The sequence below is a fragment of the Gammaproteobacteria bacterium genome (genome assembly GCA_029880545.1).
GTDB lineage: Bacteria > Pseudomonadota > Gammaproteobacteria > Acidiferrobacterales > SZUA-150 > JAOUOD01.
Map to the genome: position 1 here is coordinate 13,469 of JAOUOD010000002.1, position 19,121 is coordinate 32,589.

The following is a 19,121-nucleotide window of genomic DNA, read 5'->3' on the forward strand; positions in this document are numbered from 1 at the left end:
ACCATAATGTTCTTACAGGAGAATTATATGTCTGAAAACAAGAAGCTGACACCTTTGGCCAAGGCAATCGGTGTATCTGTTGTCGCCGGCCTTGCCAGCATGTCAGCTGCCAATGCTGCAGCCAATCCTTTTGCAATGACTGATCTGGGTACCGGTTATAAGGTAGCAGCCCAGGGCAACTGCGGCGAAGGCAAGTGTGGCGGCAAGAAAGAAGGTGCTTGCGGCGAAGGCAAGTGTGGCGGCAAGAAAGCAGGCACCGAAGAAGGCAAGTGTGGCGGCAAGAAAGAAGCTGTCGAAGAAGGCAAGTGTGGCGGCAAGAAATCCGACAAGAAAGAAGGCGCTTGCGGCGAAGGCAAGTGTGGCGGCAAGAAATAAACGCCATGCCTGTGCACAACTACCCGGTTAGTGGTGCCGGCCTCGGTTTAAAGCGGACCCTTATGGGTCCGCTTGCCGAAACCGACAGCTCTGTGGTCAGCTTCTACGAAGTGGCACCTGAAAACTGGATCGGCGTCGGTGGCAGATGGGGCAAGAAACTGCGTCAATATACCGAGCGTCACCCGTTTGTTTGCCACGGCTTGTCGCTCTCCATCGGCGGACCAGATGCACTTGATGAGGAATTTGTTCACAAGGTCGGCAAATTTCTGAAGGATCACAATATTCGCTGTTACAGCGAACACCTGAGTTATTGCAGTGACGGCGGTCACCTCTATGACCTGATGCCGATACCGTTTACCGAAGAAGCAGTGAACCATGTTTGCGAACGTATCATGCGGGTCCAGGACATTCTCGGTCAGCGCATTGCCATGGAAAATGTTTCCTATTACGCCGCGCCGGGACAGGAAATCCCCGAGATAGAATTTATAAACGCGGTACTTGAAAAATCCGACTGCCAGCTGCTGCTGGACGTCAACAACATCTACGTCAACAGCATAAACCACAAGTACAATGCCCACGAGTTTCTTCGGTCACTGCCGGGAGAGCGCGTGGCTTATTGCCATATAGCGGGTCATTTCAGGGAAGATGAAGATCTGCTGGTTGATACCCATGGCGCCACCGTCGTCGATCATGTCTGGGGCTTGCTTGATGAAGCCTATCGTCTGTTTGGTGTCATGCCAACGATGCTAGAGCGGGATTTCAATATTCCACCGATCGCTGAATTGCTGGAAGAAGTGGTTCACATCAACCGGATTCAGCAACAACACGAAAGCCGACACCATGTCGCGGGCTGATTTCAGAGCCACGCAATTCGGATTTGCCGGCTACATCCGGAATCCCGACAGCCATCCGGCACCGGCAGATGTAGAACTGCGGCGCATGAAGGTTTATCGCGATCTGTTTTTCAATAATGTCGAAGACTTCATGTCCAACAGCTACCCGGTATTGCATGAGCTTCTGGGTGAAAGCCGCTGGATGACGCTGATCAAGGATTACTTCGCGCGACACCAGGCACATACACCACTGTTCCCGAAGATGCCGGCAGAATTCCTGGATTACCCGGACAACGAATATTCCGCCGCGCCGGGTGATCCGCCATTTATTCGTGAGCTTGCCCACTACGAATGGGTTGAAATTGAACTGGCGTCCGCTGATGACACGCCCGATATGAGCCGTATCAATACCAATGGCGACTTGCTTGGTGGGGTACCTGCTATCTCACCATTGGTGAGAATGCTGTCCTGTCAATACCCGGTTCACCGGATCAGCGCTGATTTTATCCCTGGCGAGCCTTCAGAAACCCCTGTCTACCTGCTGGTATTTCGGGACCGAAAGGATGACGTGTGCTTCCTGGAAATCAATGCACTTACCTGGAGCCTGTTACAAATGATCAGCGACAATGTTGCGCAACACACAGGCGGACAAATGCTGGCGTCGCTGGCGGAAGCACTGCCGCAGTTCGATCCTGGCGTGGTTCAATCCGGCGGCATGGAAATACTGGACGATATGCATAAACGTGGCATTTTGCTCGGAACTGGACTTTAATCAGGGATAACTCAAGACAACAAACAATAATCCGATAAATCCACCATGAATGAAGGATTGTTTCAGGAATGGGCGCTACCGGTGCTGGAACTTTTGGCCAGCCTGTTCCTCATCGTCATTGGCGCCGGGCTGGCGTGGGTAGTCATTGTTTACATTCTTGACGTTACCCAGACGCAACAGGCCATTCGCCGCAATTACCCGGTAATCGGTCGATTCCGGTATTTCTTCGAGCACCTGGGCACATTTTTTCGTCAGTATTTTTTCGCCCAGGATCGCGAAGAAATGCCGTTCAATCGCGCCGAGCGCAGTTGGGTTTACCGCGCCGCCAAGAATATCGACAGCACTGTACCTTTTGGCTCCACCCGCGACCTGCGCCCGGCCGGAACGATATATTTCGTTAACTGCCCATTTCCGTCGCTGGATGACAATCACGACTCTGCGCCACTGGTAATAGGCGAACATTGTTCAAAACCGTTTCATGCCAAGTCCCTGTTCAACATTTCCGGCATGAGTTTCGGGGCCATCTCCAAACCGGCAATCCTGGCACTGTCCAATGGCGCCCGCATGGCGGGTTGCTGGATGAACACCGGTGAAGGCGGTTTATCACCCTATCATCTCGAAGGCGGCGCCGACCTGGTTTTCCAGATTGGCACAGCCAAGTATGGCGTACGCAACGAAGACGGTAGTCTCAACGAATACGAACTGCGTCGCGTTGCCGCCCACGAACAGGTACGCATGTTTGAGATCAAGCTCAGCCAGGGCGCAAAACCCGGCAAGGGCGGAATTCTGCCCGGCGCAAAAGTTACCGCGGAAATCGCAAGAATACGGGGAATTCCTGCCGGCCAGGATTCCATCAGCCCGAGCCGTCATGCAGAGGTCAACTCCACCAGCGAACTGCTCGACATGGTAGACCGCGTAAGGCGCGCCACCGGCAAGCCAACGGGCTTCAAAATGGTACTGGGTGCTTACGGCTGGCTAGACGAATTTTGCGAAGAAATCGGTCGACGAGGCATCGAATCAGCGCCCGATTTTATTACCCTGGACGGCGCTGAAGGTGGTACCGGCGCGGCACCGATGAGCCTGATGGACAACATGGGCCTGCCGCTACGCGAAGCCCTGCCTTTGCTGACAAACAAGCTCGAGGAATACGGCTTGCGGCCACGCATTCGTGTTATTGCTTCAGGCAAGCTGATTACACCGGTGGATGTCGCCTGGGCAATCTGCATCGGTGCCGATTTTGTCGTCTCCGCGCGCGGATTCATGTTTGCCCTGGGTTGCATCCAGGCCCTGCAATGCAACAAGGATACCTGTCCGACCGGTATCACTACCCACAATCCTCGGCTGCAAAAAGGCCTGGTTCCCGAATCCAAGGCACGCCGGGTCAACAATTACGCGCAAAACATGTTGCGAGAGATTGGCGTCATTGCTCACTCATGTGGTGTCAGCGATCCCCGAGAACTCCAGCGACATCACGCACGCATTTCACTTGGCACCGGCCGATCCAGTTCCCTGGCCGAACTGTACCCGGACCCGGAAGTGCCCGTACAACACGGCAATATCAGCCGCATCAATCCCTGATTCTGCAGAACCCGGCACACCCGGGCTCAACACATATCCGGAACTTCCCGGCATCGATACAGTCATAACACGTAACCCAACGCGGGCGCCCGGGGCCAGCCCGCGACCGAGGTGATGACATACAGGAGAACCCATGCGCTACATCAAGAAACTGAATGAACTGATGAGTCAAAGTCAGTCCGCGGACTTTCTCGCCCCGCTACTTTTGCGCCTGTACCTGGCTCCGGTCATGTGGATGGCCGGAACTCAAAAGTGGAGCAGTTTTAGCGATACCGTCAGCTGGTTCGGCAATACCGAGTGGGGCCTGGGTCTTCCATTTCCCTGGCTGATGGCGGCACTGGCAACGGCTACAGAACTGGTTGGTGCCATTGCCCTGGCGGCCGGTCTTGGCGTGCGCTGGATATCTGTTCCGTTGATGATAACCATGATTGTGGCGGCTGTTACAGTTCACTGGCAGAACGGCTGGCTGGCGATCGCGACTGGCGGTGGCTTGTTCGCCACTGACCGCACCGTAGCTGCAGCAGAGCGACTGGCGCGCGCCAGGGACATTCTTCGCGAGCATGGCAACTATGAATGGCTTACTGAAAACGGGGACTTTGTCATACTTAATAACGGCATCGAATTTGCTGCCACCTATTTCCTGATGTTGCTGGTATTGTTTTTTGTCGGCGCTGGCCGTTATGTCAGCATTGATTACTGGCTGAAAAAAAGATTTAGCATAAACCGCCAATACCGATAAAATCCCCGCATGCAATGTACAAACACATCACCGGCTGCCAATGAATTTGATGTCATGCTGGCCCGGCATGATACCCGCCGCCTGAAACGCGCCCCGCTTCGAGACTTGCAGATCAACATCGGTTGGCTGTGTAACCAGGCGTGCAATCATTGTCATGTAGATGCCGGACCCAGGCGGACAGAAATCATGTCTGCTGAAACAGTCGATCGTATTATCGACTGGATCGGCACACATAACATGCGCTCTGTTGATATCACCGGTGGTGCGCCGGAGCTCAATCCGCATTTCCGTCGCCTGGTCGAGGCCTGCAGAAAACAGGACGTGGCAGTTACCAGTCGCTGTAACCTGACCGTACTGGAGGAGCCAGGACAGGAAGACACGGCATCATGGTATGCGACAAACAATGTTCGCCTGGTCTGCTCCCTGCCCTGCTACAGTGAAATCAACGTCGACAGCCAGCGCGGCAAGGGCGTCTTTGAGAAGAGCATTCGCATGCTGCAAACCCTGAATGCACTGGGTTACGGTGATACCCTGCAACTTGACCTGATGTATAACCCCGGTGGCGCCTTCCTGCCACCATCCCAGCCCTCTCTGGAACATGACTACCGGAAACGACTGCTTGATGATTTCGGAATTCGGTTTTCCAGCCTGCTGGTATTGAGCAACCTTCCTATCAGCCGGTTTGCACATTATCTCGAACGTACCGGTCAGTGCGAAAGCTACATGCAGTTGCTCAAGGATAACTTCAACCCGGATACGCTCGACGGGCTAATGTGCCGTCACCTGGTCAGCGTTGACTGGCAGGGGCGCGTGTATGATTGCGATTTCAACCAGATACTGGGTCTTGGTCTCGGCTATCGACGCAATACCCGGCTCTGGGATATTGACCCTGACATGCTGTACGAAACCATCATTGCCACCGACTCCCATTGCCTCGGATGTACTGCCGGCGCCGGCAGCAGTTGCGGTGGCAGTCTCGCCTGATTGGCTACTGCCACTTCTGCCACTTCTGCCACATTTACTGCCACTTCTGCCACAAGGCCAGCCAGCCAGCCCGAAGTTTATCGATAACTCGTTGATAATCTGCGCTATTCATTTCTGGCACAACGATTGCAGTAATTCATTCATATAACGATTACCGATGGCGGGCGAGATACCGTGCAAGCCCGGGCATTGAGGGATCGAACCTGCTTCAACAAACATAGTGTAGAGGGGATGTACCATGTTGAATCGAATTATTCTTTCAGCCGTGCTCGGCTGTTTTGCTCTGCCTGCCAACGCCGCCGTTCAAAACGACAACTCCCGGGCTTCTCTTGCCGCGCAAAACTCCGCTTTGTGCGGACCACTGGTCTTTGAAGAAGAAGACTCCGCCAAGAAGAAAGATGGCAAAAAGCCCAAACCATCCGGTGATGGCTCGAACCCGGAAGACAACTGTGACGACTAGTTTCCCAACCAGTAAACACGCTCCAAAAACTACTCTTTAATAAGGAGGAGACCGCAGAATGAAAAAACTCACCGTGATTACAATCGGTATTACCCTGGCAATTTCCCTGTCCAACAGCGTCAACGCAAAATCCGGGAAGGTCAATATCAGCCCGGATGTCGCCTCGGTAACAGTCAAGCACAATGGCAAGAATGTAAGTATTGCGCGCAACCAGGACAACAAGGCGACGGTTAACCCCGATTTCGCCAAGACGTCCCGGCCGTGCCCGCCGTTCTGCATTCAACCCTCGGTACTGGCGCCGGGCGTGGAAACCATTGCTGAACTGGAAATGCTGGAATACCTGAAGAAAATGAAAGACGGTGACACTTCAATCATCGTGGTGGATTCACGTACACCGGACTGGGTTGAAAAAGGCACCATTCCAGGATCCATCAATATCCCGTGGAAGCTCATGAACATGGACAAGGGTGCTGACCCGATCTCCGTGTCCGAAATTCTTCAGAAGCATTTTGGTGTCAAGGAACGCGAAGGCCTGCTTGATTTCAGCGGTGCAAAAACAGCGGTCATGTTCTGCAATGGCATGTGGTGTGGCCAGTCACCCAACAACATCAAGAATATGCTGAAACTGGGCTACCCGGAACACAAGATCAAATGGTACCGCGGCGGCATGCAGGACTGGGAAATTCTGGGCTTGTCCACGGTAAAAGGGAAATAGCCCTCTAACACGATTTACGATTCCCTCCACTATATGTGAAGTTATACCGGGGCAAATCATGCCCCGGGATTTTTTTTTCGCATCCGGCTGATGTAGCGATAAAGGGTGCGCTCACCCACGCCCAGCGACGAAGCTGCCTTGCCCCGATGACCACCGGCCTGTGCCAGCGCCTGCATCACCTCGTCTTCGTTCAGGCGTCTTTGCTTGTACAACAGGGCATCGCTACTCAGTTGCGCACATCGACCTGCCCGGGAGACATTAACCGATTGATCGCCGCCAAACACCAGGTGTTCCGGCCTGAGTGGTTCATTACCCGCAAGTATCGCCGCACGCTCAATGATATTCCGCAACTCCCGAACGTTCCCGGGATAGTCGTAACCCAGCAATGATTCAATAACCTCGGGTGACAACGGCAATAACCGATCACCGTCCGGCAAGACTGACAGGAACGTCTCCGTGAGCGCCGGGATATCATCGATATGGTCACGCAAGGCCGGTATCTGCACCGGAAAAGCGCTCAACCGGTAATACAAGTCGTTGCGGAACTGTCCCTCCTGGATCATGAACCGGAGATCACGATTGGTAGCGGCAATAATACGCACATCAACATCAATATATTCCGTACCGCCGACTCGTCGTATCTTGCCGGTCTCGAGGGCACGCAATAGACGCGTCTGCATGGCCAGCGGCATTTCACCAATCTCGTCAATAAACAGGGTTCCGCCACGAGCGGCTTCAAACAAACCGATCTTGCGCTTGTCGGCACCGGTGAACGCGGCCTTTTCGTGACCGAACAACTCTGACTCAATCAGGCTGTCGTTGATTGCGCCGCAATCAAGAACCATGAACGGTCCGACCGTGCGCCTGGAAAACTGGTGAATATATTCCGCCACGCATTCCTTGCCGACACCACTTTCTCCCTGCAACAACACCGTGGCGTCAGTAGGCGCCGCCCTTTGCAGCAGCCCCACCAGGTGCAACCACGGGCGTGAACGGCCGACCAGGCCACAGGCTTCCTTGGTGGTATGGGCAACAGGATGAATGGTTTCACCCATGTACAGCACTTCGCCGTCTTCACCGACAATGGGAGCTGCGCGAAGCTGGACATATTCCTCGTGTCCTTCGCAGTCATAATGAATATGCATAACCTGGGTGGATTTGCCGGTACGAAACACTTCCTCCAGCGGGCACAATTCACCATGCTGACTGCATGGCACATCGGAGTGATGCGAGACCTTGTGACAGCACTGGCCAACGACTTCATCAGCAGATTTCTGGAAACGCTCGAGATATGCGCGGTTTGCCGCCAGGATCCGGTAGTTCCGATCCATAACCACAAATGGTTCGGGCAGAATATCAATTATCTGCTCGCAGGACGGCTTGACCATTCTATCCATTGCACACCCTCGAATTCATTGATTCAAGTAATATACAACAAATAATAGGCCAATAAGCCGGGGTTTTAAACCTTTGATGTCACTGACAGTTGTTCGATGAATGCTGCCAGCCCGGGGAACCGGGGCACAATTTCCTCCACATCCTCATACGTATCAATATCTTGGGCCTCCGGCAGTACTAGCGGAGACATGCCCAGCTCCCGGAATCGTTCCATGGTCCCGGCATATACGGATGCCGCACCCCACGGCAGGCCCAGAAACAGCCGTGGTCGCGGCTTTCGCAATCCTAACAAATAATATCCGCCGTCCAGGCTTGGCGCGATGATCGCCTGCTCCGTAATACTGGCCTGCCACGCCAGGGGCAAGACTCCGGCCAGTGCATACGGGCTATCGGTCCCGATAATCACCGCAAATTCATGCGCAACCAGGCTGCGCACCAGCTCCTGCTGCATTTTATTGCCAAGATCGCCTTCCACCTGGGGACGGCATTCGAGCGCATATTGGCGACACAACTGCTCAACCAGCGGGTGCCGGCAATCCGGTGATACCGCCAGCACTACCGAGCCCGGCCAGGTTGCGGTTGCCTGCTCTACGGTCTGGCGTAACAGAAATCCGGCAATGGCGGCAGCACCGACATCGCCGTACACCGGGGCGAGACGCGTCTTGGCCATACCTGGTAACGGTTGCCTGGCCATAATAACCAGCTCGGCTTTATGCTCAGCGCTCATGCAAATACCTGGCTGCCAGCCGCTGCGGTGCTGCACCGCGCCAGTAACGCCATCGCAGCCACCACATCTGCACAACCGTTCGTGTGATACCTCGATTGAGCCAACGCCGCGCATCAGTTGTGGCGCTTTCATGAATACAGGCGGGCGCACCTACTCCAAGCAGGCGGGCGCTCATCTCAATATCTTCCATCAGCATGATCGGGGCAAAGCCGTCCAGCATCACAAATACATCACGACGCACAAACATGGCCTGGTCGCCGGTACAAATACCGGTCAAACAGGAACGCAGGTTCATCATGAACGCTACCCGTTTCAGCAGCCACCGGTCCTCTTTGAAACGCACGTCAAAGCGGCCCCATTCACTTCCTTGCAGAATCGCCCTGCTGATCTGCTTCATCGCATCATCCGGCAACCGGGTATCGGCATGAAGAAATACAATGACATCACCGCGACAACATCGCGCCCCGGCATTCATCTGGTTTGCCCGCCCGGCGGTTGCGCGCACCAGGCTGATATTGTCATTGGCAACATACTGACCCAGCAGTTCGAGTGTGCCGTCATGACTGCCGCCATCAACAATGATTATTTCACACGCGTTGTTCTGGTGTGACAGGAGGTGTTCAACAAGGGATTTGATGACCCGGATTTCGTTCAGCACCGGCACAACGATGCTGATCGCCGGTGTTTTGCGGGCTAACTGATCTTCAGCAGCTTTTTGCGAATCAGCCATACCAGCAACAATACCGGGCCTGCGCCATGCATGAACAGGTCGAAGATATCAATGGGCCTGGACAGGGTTCCGGCTGCGAGCATTTTCAGCTTTTCCCACAGGTGTGGTTCGGGCTGGAACGGCGCCAACCCCAGCAGTATGGCCGGCAAGGCAATGGTAAACAGGTCCAGCTTGTCGAGCCACTTGAACATGTTCAGGCTCCCCGCGTTCCGGCCTGGATCAACTCGATCTTGTAGCCGTCCGGGTCTTCGACAAAGGCGATCACGGTTGAACCGTGTTTCATCGGGCCCGCTTCGCGCACAACATTGCCGCCACGCTTCCTGATTTCATCGCTGGCGGCATAGGCATCTTCCACTTCCAGCGCCACGTGACCAAAACCGTTGCCAAGATCATAACTGTCGGTATCCCAGTTGTGCGTCAGCTCAATAACAGCGTGTTTGTCTTCCGGGCCATAGCCGACAAATGCCAGGGTAAACTTGCCGTCAGGAAAGTCCTTGCGACGCAGCAACTGCATACCCAGCACCTCGGTATAAAAGGTGATGGACTTGTCCAGGTCACCAACACGAATCATGGTATGCAGCATGCGCATGACTTATTTCCTCGCCTTCAGCTTGGCAGCAATACGCATGCGCAAGGCGTTGAGCTTGATGAAGCCACCGGCATCTGCCTGGTTGTAGGCACCGGCATCATCCTCGAAAGTGGCAATTTCCGGGTCAAACAGGCTGTTGCTGGCAGACTCACGGCCGGCAATAATGACATTGCCCTTGTACAGCTTTACCCGCACCTTGCCGTTGACGCCGACCTGTGATGCATCAATCATGGTTTGCATCATTTCACGCTCCGGGCTCCACCAGTAACCGTTATAGACCAGGCTGGCATAACGCGGCATCAGTTCATCCTTGAGATGAGCCACTTCACGATCAAGTGTCAGCGATTCCATGGCGCGATGCGCCTTGAGCATAATGGTGCCCGCAGGCGTCTCATAACAGCCGCGCGACTTCATGCCGACATAGCGGTTTTCAACAATGTCATCGCGACCGATGCCGTTGTCGCCGCCCAGCTTGTTCAGGGTCTCCATCACTGTCGCCGGTGACATGGCCTTGCCATCAATAGCAACGATGTCGCCCTTTTCGTAAGTCAGTTCGATATAGGTTGGTTGGTCCGGTGCCGCTTCCGGTGATACGCTCCAGCGCCACATGTCTTCTTCCGGCTCTGACCATGGATCCTCGAGAATGCCGCCTTCGTAGGATATGTGCAGCAGGTTGGCATCCATGGAATAAGGCGACTTCTTGCCTTTTTTGAAATCAACGGGAATGCCATGCTGCTCGGCATAGGCCATGAGTTTTTCGCGAGAGTTCAGATCCCATTCGCGCCAGGGCGCAATGACTTTTACATCCGGCTTCAGGGCATAGGCGCCCAGCTCGAATCGTACCTGGTCATTGCCCTTGCCGGTGGCGCCATGGGAAATGGCGTCGGCGCCGGTCTCATTGGCAATCTCGATCAGGCGCTTGGCAATCAACGGCCGGGCAATAGAGGTACCGAGCAGGTACTCGCCTTCATAAATGGCATTGGCACGAAACATCGGGAAAACAAAATCACGCGCATATTCTTCGCGCAGGTCGTCGATATAGATTTCCTTAATGCCCATGGCCTTGGCTTTTTCACGAGCCGGCTCGACTTCCTCGCCCTGGCCGATATCGGCGGTAAACGTCACCACCTCGCAACCGTAGGTTTCTTCGAGCCATTTCAGAATAACCGAGGTATCCAGGCCTCCGGAATAGGCCAACACCACCTTGCGGACATCAGACTTCGACATGTTTGCTTCCTCGCACAAAAACGAGGCGCGATTATACCCAAAACCCGGGCGATTGCGCGCCTGTTGTCGAGGTACGCGGGTGGCCGGGACTACTGGATCAGGTGTACCCGGACCCGACGGTTGATGGCGCGGTCCGGCGCGGTTTCATTGCCGCGCAGGGGCAAATATTCGCCAAAAAACCGGGTACGAATCTTGGTTTCCGGAATGCCGGCTGTTGTCAGGTAGCGACGCACCGAGCGGGCGCGGTCGAGGGACAGCTTGAGATTGCTGCCGGCACCGCCAACGGCGTCAGTATGGCCGCTGATGAGTACCGTCTTCACCTCCGGGTGAACTTTCAGGTAATAAATCATGTCGTTGAGCGCCTTCTGGGCATCCGGCTTCAGCTCCCACTTGCCGGTATCAAAATGCACCATGTCCTTCATGATGGCATTGTTCGGTTCCCCGGTCACATCCAGCGCCAGGTCAGCCACTTGCACTTCAGCCTCGCCATCGTCCGGGTGTTGGCCGAGGCGAGCATGCACACCGAGCACGCCGGCCTTGGCCAGTACCTGTTTTTCACACGCCAGGAATTTTGCATAGACTGGCAGAAATTTTACTGCCGACACCGACACCGCCAACGCGCCGTGCTCACCTTCAAACTCGTGAAAGCGGAATTCCGGGGAGCGTCCAGCCTCCAGCTGGGACAGCAGGATGCGAGCCGGGATATTGCCCATGGCCACAGCGGTATGGTTCCCGGCCACGCCCACTTCAGGAAGCACGACCATTTTGTCATCGTGGCGCCACACGGCCGGCATTGCCTGGATCGTCGCCGTCGACTTGCTAACAGCTTCCAGCCCCTGATCCGTATGCAGCAGGAACGACATTTCTTCCGGGGTGCGCACGAACATGGCCTTGCCGTAATAAGGGATATCCTGGCGCATGAGGCAGCGGCCGTCCTTTTCTTCCAGTTCCCAGTTGGCCTCGATCAGGCGCGGACCGTACCGCCTTGGCTCCACCAGCACCGCATGGCCGTTCAGGTTATCCGCCAGCGTATCCTCGCGGGCAGACGCATCCCCGCCCACCTCGTTTTCGTGAGTCGCCGACCACGCCAACATACTGGTCGGCACCAGGGTCAACAGCAACAGGATTTTCGGGAAGCTGGCACGCATTTTACTACCATCCATAGTCAGGTTTTTTCCGGTATGGCCTCCGGTATTGCCTGATTATCGGCAAATCCCGGTCACAACTTGAACCAGCTCGTCACCGGGCCCCTGCCAGGCCTGCAGGGTGTTGTTGTCGGCAAATCACGGCGACTTCGACGCCCTGACGCAATCTGAAATGTCGCAACCGCTAACTCGTATTATGTTTTATACTCATTACACTTTTGAATGATTATGAGTCCCATTACCAACAGCAATCATTAATGGTTTGTCGTGTTGTTATTTGTTCATGCTTCTATACAATGTGCGCATCCTGTAACCAACGATGTAACAGAATCCTGCAACGTGTCGCTTCCGGTTTACATCAATACCTTTGGTCAGCACCTGCAGAACCGCCATGGTGAACGGGTACACAAGATTGCGATTGATGCCGGAATGAGTTGCCCCAACCGCGATGGCAGCAAGGGCCATGGTGGTTGCAGCTTTTGCAATAACACATCATTCAGCCCCAATGGCAGACAGCCTGTCCCGCTGAGCCGGCAACTTGAAGCCGGCCGGCAGGTCATACGAAAGCGCACTGGCGCAAGAAAATACATTGCCTACTTCCAGGCCTATACCAATACCTACGCCGATATCGACTATCTGCGAACCCTGTATGACCAGGCGCTGGATGAAACAGACATCATCGGTCTTTCCGTAGGAACACGACCGGACTGCCTGCCGACCCCGGTCATCGATTTGCTGGCGCGCTACCGGGACCAGGGTTACGAGGTATGGCTGGAACTCGGGCTGCAATCAAGTTTCGATGCAACACTAGATCGAATCAACCGGGGACATCATTTCGGAGAATACCGCAAGGCTGTTACTGCCGCGCGGGCACGAGGCATACCGGTATGCACACACCTGATCATCGGTTTGCCCGGTGAAACCCGGTCGCATTACATGACCTCTCATCAACGCGTGCTGGATCTGGGGGTTGATGGGTTGAAGCTGCACCCGCTACACGTGGTCAAGGGCACACGCCTGGCCAACGAATGGCGACGGCAGCAATATCAGCCCTTGCTGCTTGAAGATTATATCCAGGTCGCGGCAGATATCATCGAACACACGCCCGCGGAGATCTGCTTTCATCGCATTACCGCCACGGCATCAAAACAGATTCTGCTGGCACCCGACTGGTGCAACCGGAAGTGGCGCGTGCTGAATGCCATAGAATCAGAACTGGCGCGGCGAGGCGGCAGCCAGGGATGCGGGATACAACAACAAAAACTGACGGTGAACTGCCCATGACAACACAACGCATAGACCTGGTCTGCCCTGCCGGCAGCCTGCCGGCACTCAAGGCTGCCGTGGATAATGGTGCCAACGCGGTCTACCTGGGGTTGCGCGATGGCACCAACGCACGCAACTTTCCCGGGCTTAACTTTGACGAAGCAACACTGAAAAAAGGCATACGATATGCGCATGATGCCGGCGTCGAAGTACTCATGGCAATCAACACCTACCCGCGGCCACGGCAGTGGCAGACCTGGACCCGGGCCGTGGATATTGCTGCCGGCCAGGATATCGACGCGCTGATCATGGCCGATACCGGGCTGATGCACTATGCATGCGAAACCCACCCGCACCTGCGCCTGCACCTGTCGGTACAGGGGTCTGCCACCAATCACCAGGCCATTGAATACTACGCCCGTCATTTCAATATCAAGCGTGCAGTACTGCCGAGAGTGTTGTCACTGTCACAGGTACGGCGGGTGATTCAACACACCAACATCGAAATCGAGGTGTTCGGTTTCGGCAGCCTGTGTGTCATGGTCGAAGGCCGCTGCACCCTGTCTTCATATGTCACCGGAAAATCACCCAACTCCAACGGTGTATGCTCGCCTGCCGAAGCAGTACGCTGGGAGGAAACAACCAACGGCAGGCGGTCACGACTCAACGGTGTACTCATTGATGAATACAGCAAGGATGAAGCTGCCGGTTACCCGACCCTGTGCAAGGGTCGCTATCTCTGCGGTTCCGCGCCTTACCATGCCATGGAAGAACCCACCAACCTGAATGTGCTCGAAGTGTTGCCGGACCTGGTTGATGCCGGTGTCAGCGCCATCAAGGTAGAAGGACGCCAGCGCAGCCCGGCCTACGTGGCGCAAGTCACCGCGATTCTGCGACAGGCGCTTGACCATTGCCTGGCTAATCCCGGGTCCTACCGGGCGAAAGACAGCTGGCTGCACCAGCTGGATCGCATGGCAGAAGGCAGTCGTCATACGCTTGGCGCCTTGCACCGACCCTGGCAATAAGGAGGCCAAGATGAAACTGGCATTGGGTCCAATACAGTATTTCTGGAAGAAACCTGAAGTGCAGGCGTTTTATGAGCAGGTAGCCAACCTGCCTGTTGACACTGTTTATCTCGGCGAGATTGTTTGCTCAAAACGACGGGAAATGCGACTGAACGACTGGCTGGATACAGCAGCCATGCTGGAAGCCGCCGGCAAACAGGTTGTACTGTCAACCATGGCGCTGATAGAAGCGGAATCCGAACTGCTGCAAATGAAAAATATCTGTCGAAACGGCCGCTACCTCGTGGAAGCCAACGATATGGCAGCCGTCAACATGCTTGATGAATACTCACCATTTGTCGTCGGGCCGCATATCAATACCTACAACAGTTACACGCTCGCACAACTTGCTGCCAGCGGCGCCACGCGATGGATCATGCCGTTTGAAATGGACCGGGACAGCCTGGCAGACATTCATCAACACCGGCCTACCGGCATGGAAACCGAGGTGTTCGTATTCGGGCGCCTGCCGCTGGCGTTGTCTGCACGCTGCTACACTGCCCGCGCGCACAACACCGGCAAGGATGATTGCGAATTTCGCTGTGGCGATTACGACAACGGCCTGATGATGAAAACGCGAGACCAGGAATCGTTTCTTTCCTTTAACGGCACACAGGTGCAGTCAGCCAAGACCTACTGCCTGTTTGATGACCTGGAATTCATGAAACAGCAAGGCGTTGACGCAATTCGTATCTCCCCGCAGCGAAAAGGAATGCCGGAAATCATCAATATCATCCGCCAGCTCCTGGACAATAACATGCGTCCGGGCGAAGCCATGGATGCATTGGAGGAATTCGTCGAATACGAGTTGTGTGACGGTTACTGGCATGGCCGACCCGGCATGGACCTGGCCGGGGACAGTCATGAGCTGAAAATTGCCGGGCAAGGCTGAACGACAATGAACCCCGGTTGCAGCGATGTATATTGTTCAGGCGTGCCGCAGGTTTTTCAGTCTCACCTCAAGGTTACGCCGCATCGCGCTGGTCCGGCGCAGACCGGACTCGACCAAATCCACGACAATACCAGGCACCGGCCTCCCGGTGACATCACTGACATGGGCCTGCCAGTCAAACTCAAAGGCATCAAGCAGGTTTTTGAAATACAGGCCGGCCTCCGTGTCGCCCTCAAGACACAGGCGGCGATTAAAGAACAAGGTATCCGGGTCTTCCTGGCGGGCAGCAAGGGCAATGAAGTCCTCGAACATGCCACTGATGCTGACATCCCAATGATGCGAATCGCCACGCCTGGCCCTGCCTTCATCAAAAACAAAATACAGCGACATGCTCATATCGGTGATGTGTACACGAATAGTCCTGCCGTTGAGTTCACGCAGGGAGTCACGAATCTCCTGTCCCCGAACAAGATGGCTGAACAGCCTGGCGGTAATTTCATTATGGACAACAGCGGGAACCAGTCGTGCCGGTACTTCGAGAACCCTGATAACCTGTTTCAGCATGGCATAAGAACCTTGATCAAAATCAAGAGTGTACGGGACAAACTGTCGGATCATTTGATCCCGGTCAAAAAGCTGCAGGCAAATCATTAACCGAGATTCGTTTCCCATGGCCTTCGATAGTTTGCGAGACTTTATCAATTCACTGGAAACCCGCGGACAACTGAAGCGTATTCATGTGCCTGTCAACCCACAGCTGGAGATGACCGAAATCAGTCAGCGTGTACTCAAGGCCCAGGGTCCCGCCCTGCTGTTCGAAAAACCCACGGGCTCTTCGATCCCGGTATTGACCAACCTTTTCGGCACCACTGACCGCGTGGCCACGGCTATCGGCCGGAACTCGCTCAAGGAACTGCGCGAATTGGGCCGGATGCTGGCATTCATGAAACAGCCGGAACTGCCCAACGGCATGGCCGACGCACTTGGCAAAATTCCATCACTGAAAAAGCTGATCGACAGCAAGCCGAAACTGCTGGATCACGCACCGTGCCTGGACTGCGGCACCGAAGCGGGTAACGTTGACTTGTCGACGCTGCCAATCATGACCCAGTGGCCGGAAGATGCCGGGCCGCTGATTACCTTTGGCATGGTCATCACCCGCGGGCCAGACAAGGCCAGACAAAACATCGGCATCTACCGGCAACAGCTGATTGGTCGCAACAAGCTGATTATGCGCTGGCTGCATCACCGGGGAGGCGCTGGTGATTACCGCGACTGGCTGCAACGCTACCCGGACAAACCGTTCCCGCTAACCGTGGTAATCGGAGCTGATCCGGCAACAATAATTGCCGCGGTAACACCAATTCCCGACACCATTTCCGAATACCAGTTTGCCGGCCTGTTACGCGGCAGCCGGTCACGCGTGGTTCAGTGCCGAACCAATGACCTGCAAGTACCGGCTTCGGCAGAGTTCGTACTGGAAGGCCACATCCATCCCGGCGAAGAGGCAGATGAAGGACCCTTTGGAGATCACACCGGATACTATAATAGTATACAACGGTTCCCGGTCTTTACCGTTGACCGCATCAGCCATCGCGAACAACCCGTTTATCACAGCACTTACATGGGACGCTCGCCACACGATGAACCTTCAATCCTGGCGCAGGCATTGAATGAAGTATTCATTCCGCTGCTCCAGCACCAGTTCCCGGAGATCGTTGATTTCTACCTGCCGCCTGAAGCCTGCTCCTACCGGGTGGCCGTGGTCAGTATTCGCAAGGCCTATGCCGGACATGCACGGCGCATCATGTTTGGCATCTGGTCCTACCTGCGCCAGTTTACCTACACCAAGTTCGTCATTGTTGTTGATGACGATATCGATGCCCGTGACTGGCAACAGGTGATATGGGCCATTGCCACCCGGGTTGATCCGGCACGAGACAGCTTTACCGTTGAAAACACGCCTATCGATTATCTCGATTTTGCCAGCCCGCAACCGGGATTGGGGTCCAAGATGGGTATAGATGCTACCAACAAGTGGCCCGGAGAAAGCAGCCGCCAGTGGGGCAAACCCATCGTCATGGATGAAGCAACTCGACAGCGCGTTGACAACATCTGGAAAACACTCGGCCTGTAAGGAGATTTCTCAGTGCGCGTATTGCTTGTTTATTCCAACAGCCTGGGCGAATTGCTGGCGGCACCCCCAATCGGCCTGGCCTATGTTGCCACTGCCGTTCGCAATGCCGGTCACGATGTACGCTTCCTGGACTTGCTGATTAACAGTCAAGGCGAACAACTGCTGCGCAACCATATTGATGAATTCAAGCCGGACGCAGTCGGTATATCGGTCAGGAACATCGACAACCTTGTGCATCAGCGACTGACATCACATCTCAATGTACTGACTCGGCAGATTGCCATGATCAGGCAATGCAGCGATGCACCGATTGTTCTTGGTGGGCCGGCCATTTCCATACTCGGCAAGGCGGCACTGGAGCACCTTGATGCGGATTTCTGTATTGTCGGCGAAGGCGAATATTCCTTTCCCCGGCTGTTACAGTGCATGGAACAAAAAGCTGACTACAGGGACATCCCGGGCTTGTGTTATCGATTTGATGGCAACATCTATGACAACAATCCGTCCACTCTGTCCCGGTTTGGCGCCTCCGGGCTGGAACAATGGATAGACTGGCAGGCTTACCAGCGCCGCGGTGCCACCTGGCCCATACAAAGCAAGCGCGGTTGCCCGCTTTCGTGCAGCTATTGCACCTACTCTGCCGTCGAAGGCTGCGGTATTCGCAAGCGCGATGCCAGGGACGTGGTCGATGAAATCGAACACGTATCACGCACTATCAACCCGCGTTGTTTTGAATTTGTCGATTCCACGTTCAATCTGCCACCATCCCATGCGCAAGCCCTGTGCGAGGAAATACTGCGACGCAACCTGCGGGTAAACCTGACCGCCATGGGCGTTAACCCGCTGGGCATCAGCCGGTCGCTGCTTGCATTGATGAAGCGCGCCGGTTTCAACTCGATGATGATCACGCCCGAGAGCGCCAGTGATGTTGTCCTTGAAAAAATGAACAAGGGATTTGCCAGCGATGCGGTCTACCGCAGTGCCGAGCTTGCGCGTCAATCCGGTATCCCGAGCATGTGGTATTTCATGCTTGGGGCGCCCGGCGAAACCCGCGCCACCGTGAACGACACCATGACCTTTGTTGAACAAATGCTGCCGCACAAAGGCTTTTTGTCCATGTTCACAACCGGTATCCGGGTGTTGCCCGGTACCGAGCTTGCAAAAAGCGCAGTGGATGAAGGATATTTCGAGGCTGATGAGAAATTCCAGCAGCCAGTGTTCTATTTCTCCCCGACCGTGTCCGAAGCCTGGATGCTTCGAAGGGTGTGCCAAACCATTGCCCGTCAACCCAACATCGTTCATGCCGCCGAAGACAGCCACCCTGTCTCGCGCCGGATTACAGGTGGCGTTTACCGCCTGGCCAACAGTCTCGGCGCTGCGCCGCCCTACTGGCGGTTCCTGCCCCATGTGTTAAGAATACCGCCGCTGCCCAAACTCCGGGCACGGGCCGCGAGCCGGCAATCCGCTGGATAAACCTGGGTATCGCCCCG

21 protein-coding genes are annotated in these 19,121 nt (G+C 55.1%); 13 read left to right on the top strand and 8 right to left on the bottom strand.

The window, feature by feature from the left end; all coding sequences use genetic code 11:
* Positions 1–27: 27 nt before the first annotated feature.
* From OEZ10_02105 to OEZ10_02140, 8 genes are all read left to right on the top strand, one after another.
* Positions 28–375, top strand: coding sequence for a hypothetical protein (locus OEZ10_02105; GenBank protein MDH5631767.1), 348 nt, complete (start codon positions 28–30; stop codon positions 373–375).
* A gap of 5 nt (positions 376–380) precedes the next feature.
* Positions 381–1,229 carry a DUF692 domain-containing protein gene (locus OEZ10_02110; protein ID MDH5631768.1) on the top strand — a complete coding sequence of 283 codons (849 nt, stop codon included), beginning with the start codon at positions 381–383 and terminating at the stop codon, positions 1,227–1,229.
* Positions 1,216–1,980 carry a putative DNA-binding domain-containing protein gene (locus OEZ10_02115; GenBank protein ID MDH5631769.1) on the top strand — a complete coding sequence of 255 codons (765 nt, stop codon included), beginning with the start codon at positions 1,216–1,218 and terminating at the stop codon, positions 1,978–1,980. The genes OEZ10_02110 and OEZ10_02115 overlap by 14 nt, the downstream gene beginning before the upstream one ends.
* A gap of 45 nt (positions 1,981–2,025) precedes the next feature.
* Complete coding sequence (locus OEZ10_02120) at positions 2,026–3,558, top strand: FMN-binding glutamate synthase family protein (protein ID MDH5631770.1); 1,533 nt, start codon at positions 2,026–2,028, stop codon at positions 3,556–3,558.
* Between the two features lie 133 nt (positions 3,559–3,691).
* A complete protein-coding gene (locus OEZ10_02125; GenBank protein MDH5631771.1) occupies positions 3,692–4,297 on the top strand; it encodes a DoxX family protein in 606 nt (201 codons plus the stop codon).
* Positions 4,298–4,306: 9 nt separating this feature from the next.
* Positions 4,307–5,281, top strand: a complete 975-nt coding sequence (gene arsS / locus OEZ10_02130; protein ID MDH5631772.1) for an arsenosugar biosynthesis radical SAM protein ArsS — start codon at positions 4,307–4,309, stop codon at positions 5,279–5,281.
* A gap of 238 nt (positions 5,282–5,519) precedes the next feature.
* On the top strand, positions 5,520–5,741 hold the full coding sequence (locus tag OEZ10_02135; GenBank protein ID MDH5631773.1) for a hypothetical protein: 222 nt from the start codon (positions 5,520–5,522) through the stop codon (positions 5,739–5,741).
* 58 nt (positions 5,742–5,799) lie between these two features.
* On the top strand, positions 5,800–6,456 hold the full coding sequence (locus OEZ10_02140) for a rhodanese-like domain-containing protein (GenBank protein ID MDH5631774.1): 657 nt from the start codon (positions 5,800–5,802) through the stop codon (positions 6,454–6,456).
* A 56-nt stretch (positions 6,457–6,512) separates the two neighbouring features.
* Here OEZ10_02140 and OEZ10_02145 read toward each other — a convergent pair whose 3' ends face one another.
* From OEZ10_02145 to OEZ10_02175, 7 genes are all read right to left on the bottom strand, one after another.
* Positions 6,513–7,853: a sigma 54-interacting transcriptional regulator gene (locus tag OEZ10_02145; protein ID MDH5631775.1), complete on the bottom strand. Its 1,341-nt coding sequence runs from the start codon at positions 7,851–7,853 to the stop codon at positions 6,513–6,515.
* Between the two features lie 65 nt (positions 7,854–7,918).
* Positions 7,919–8,581 carry a TIGR04282 family arsenosugar biosynthesis glycosyltransferase gene (locus tag OEZ10_02150; protein ID MDH5631776.1) on the bottom strand — a complete coding sequence of 221 codons (663 nt, stop codon included), beginning with the start codon at positions 8,579–8,581 and terminating at the stop codon, positions 7,919–7,921.
* Positions 8,571–9,311, bottom strand: coding sequence for a TIGR04283 family arsenosugar biosynthesis glycosyltransferase (locus OEZ10_02155; protein ID MDH5631777.1), 741 nt, complete (start codon positions 9,309–9,311; stop codon positions 8,571–8,573). Before OEZ10_02155 ends, OEZ10_02150 begins: the two co-directional genes overlap by 11 nt.
* Positions 9,275–9,502 carry an RND transporter gene (locus OEZ10_02160; protein MDH5631778.1) on the bottom strand — a complete coding sequence of 76 codons (228 nt, stop codon included), beginning with the start codon at positions 9,500–9,502 and terminating at the stop codon, positions 9,275–9,277. Before OEZ10_02160 ends, OEZ10_02155 begins: the two co-directional genes overlap by 37 nt.
* A gap of 2 nt (positions 9,503–9,504) precedes the next feature.
* Positions 9,505–9,900, bottom strand: coding sequence for a lactoylglutathione lyase (gene gloA, locus OEZ10_02165; GenBank protein MDH5631779.1), 396 nt, complete (start codon positions 9,898–9,900; stop codon positions 9,505–9,507).
* A 3-nt stretch (positions 9,901–9,903) separates the two neighbouring features.
* Positions 9,904–11,127 (bottom strand): argininosuccinate synthase, encoded by a 1,224-nt coding sequence (locus OEZ10_02170; protein ID MDH5631780.1) that lies wholly within the window; start codon positions 11,125–11,127, stop codon positions 9,904–9,906.
* A gap of 89 nt (positions 11,128–11,216) precedes the next feature.
* Positions 11,217–12,290 carry an OmpA family protein gene (locus OEZ10_02175; protein MDH5631781.1) on the bottom strand — a complete coding sequence of 358 codons (1,074 nt, stop codon included), beginning with the start codon at positions 12,288–12,290 and terminating at the stop codon, positions 11,217–11,219.
* Positions 12,291–12,611: 321 nt separating this feature from the next.
* Between OEZ10_02175 and OEZ10_02180 the strand changes: the two genes are divergently transcribed.
* The 3 genes from OEZ10_02180 to OEZ10_02190 are packed head-to-tail and all read left to right on the top strand — an operon-like array spanning position 12,612 to position 15,494.
* A complete protein-coding gene (locus OEZ10_02180) occupies positions 12,612–13,556 on the top strand; it encodes a TIGR01212 family radical SAM protein (GenBank protein MDH5631782.1) in 945 nt (314 codons plus the stop codon).
* Positions 13,553–14,563, top strand: a complete 1,011-nt coding sequence (locus tag OEZ10_02185; protein ID MDH5631783.1) for a U32 family peptidase — start codon at positions 13,553–13,555, stop codon at positions 14,561–14,563. The genes OEZ10_02180 and OEZ10_02185 overlap by 4 nt, the downstream gene beginning before the upstream one ends.
* Positions 14,564–14,573: 10 nt before the next feature.
* Positions 14,574–15,494 carry a U32 family peptidase gene (locus tag OEZ10_02190; protein MDH5631784.1) on the top strand — a complete coding sequence of 307 codons (921 nt, stop codon included), beginning with the start codon at positions 14,574–14,576 and terminating at the stop codon, positions 15,492–15,494.
* Between the two features lie 36 nt (positions 15,495–15,530).
* On the opposite strand, the gene OEZ10_02195 is transcribed toward OEZ10_02190, so the two are convergent.
* Complete coding sequence (locus OEZ10_02195) at positions 15,531–16,166, bottom strand: SCP2 sterol-binding domain-containing protein (GenBank protein ID MDH5631785.1); 636 nt, start codon at positions 16,164–16,166, stop codon at positions 15,531–15,533.
* Here OEZ10_02195 and OEZ10_02200 point away from each other — a divergent pair.
* Positions 16,165–17,631, top strand: a complete 1,467-nt coding sequence (locus tag OEZ10_02200) for a UbiD family decarboxylase (GenBank protein MDH5631786.1) — start codon at positions 16,165–16,167, stop codon at positions 17,629–17,631. The two genes, OEZ10_02195 and OEZ10_02200, sit on opposite strands and share 2 nt — an antisense overlap.
* A 12-nt stretch (positions 17,632–17,643) precedes the next feature.
* Positions 17,644–19,104 carry a cobalamin-dependent protein gene (locus OEZ10_02205; GenBank protein ID MDH5631787.1) on the top strand — a complete coding sequence of 487 codons (1,461 nt, stop codon included), beginning with the start codon at positions 17,644–17,646 and terminating at the stop codon, positions 19,102–19,104.
* Positions 19,105–19,121 lie beyond the last annotated feature (17 nt).

Bases quoted from the DNA above. Each gene is read 5' to 3' on its own strand.
- OEZ10_02105 (MDH5631767.1), top strand. From the start codon at position 28: ATGTCTGAAAACAAGAAGCTGACACCTTTGGCCAAGGCAATCGGTGTA.
- OEZ10_02110 (MDH5631768.1), top strand. From the start codon at position 381: ATGCCTGTGCACAACTACCCGGTTAGTGGTGCCGGCCTCGGTTTAAAG.
- OEZ10_02115 (MDH5631769.1), top strand. From the start codon at position 1,216: ATGTCGCGGGCTGATTTCAGAGCCACGCAATTCGGATTTGCCGGCTAC.
- OEZ10_02120 (MDH5631770.1), top strand. From the start codon at position 2,026: ATGAATGAAGGATTGTTTCAGGAATGGGCGCTACCGGTGCTGGAACTT.
- OEZ10_02125 (MDH5631771.1), top strand. From the start codon at position 3,692: ATGCGCTACATCAAGAAACTGAATGAACTGATGAGTCAAAGTCAGTCC.
- arsS (MDH5631772.1), top strand. From the start codon at position 4,307: ATGCAATGTACAAACACATCACCGGCTGCCAATGAATTTGATGTCATG.
- OEZ10_02135 (MDH5631773.1), top strand. From the start codon at position 5,520: ATGTTGAATCGAATTATTCTTTCAGCCGTGCTCGGCTGTTTTGCTCTG.
- OEZ10_02140 (MDH5631774.1), top strand. From the start codon at position 5,800: ATGAAAAAACTCACCGTGATTACAATCGGTATTACCCTGGCAATTTCC.
- OEZ10_02145 (MDH5631775.1), bottom strand. From the start codon at position 7,853: ATGGATAGAATGGTCAAGCCGTCCTGCGAGCAGATAATTGATATTCTG.
- OEZ10_02150 (MDH5631776.1), bottom strand. From the start codon at position 8,581: ATGAGCGCTGAGCATAAAGCCGAGCTGGTTATTATGGCCAGGCAACCG.
- OEZ10_02155 (MDH5631777.1), bottom strand. From the start codon at position 9,311: ATGGCTGATTCGCAAAAAGCTGCTGAAGATCAGTTAGCCCGCAAAACA.
- OEZ10_02160 (MDH5631778.1), bottom strand. From the start codon at position 9,502: ATGTTCAAGTGGCTCGACAAGCTGGACCTGTTTACCATTGCCTTGCCG.
- gloA (MDH5631779.1), bottom strand. From the start codon at position 9,900: ATGCGCATGCTGCATACCATGATTCGTGTTGGTGACCTGGACAAGTCC.
- OEZ10_02170 (MDH5631780.1), bottom strand. From the start codon at position 11,127: ATGTCGAAGTCTGATGTCCGCAAGGTGGTGTTGGCCTATTCCGGAGGC.
- OEZ10_02175 (MDH5631781.1), bottom strand. From the start codon at position 12,290: ATGGATGGTAGTAAAATGCGTGCCAGCTTCCCGAAAATCCTGTTGCTG.
- OEZ10_02185 (MDH5631783.1), top strand. From the start codon at position 13,553: ATGACAACACAACGCATAGACCTGGTCTGCCCTGCCGGCAGCCTGCCG.
- OEZ10_02190 (MDH5631784.1), top strand. From the start codon at position 14,574: ATGAAACTGGCATTGGGTCCAATACAGTATTTCTGGAAGAAACCTGAA.
- OEZ10_02200 (MDH5631786.1), top strand. From the start codon at position 16,165: ATGGCCTTCGATAGTTTGCGAGACTTTATCAATTCACTGGAAACCCGC.
- OEZ10_02195 (MDH5631785.1), bottom strand. From the start codon at position 16,166: ATGGGAAACGAATCTCGGTTAATGATTTGCCTGCAGCTTTTTGACCGG.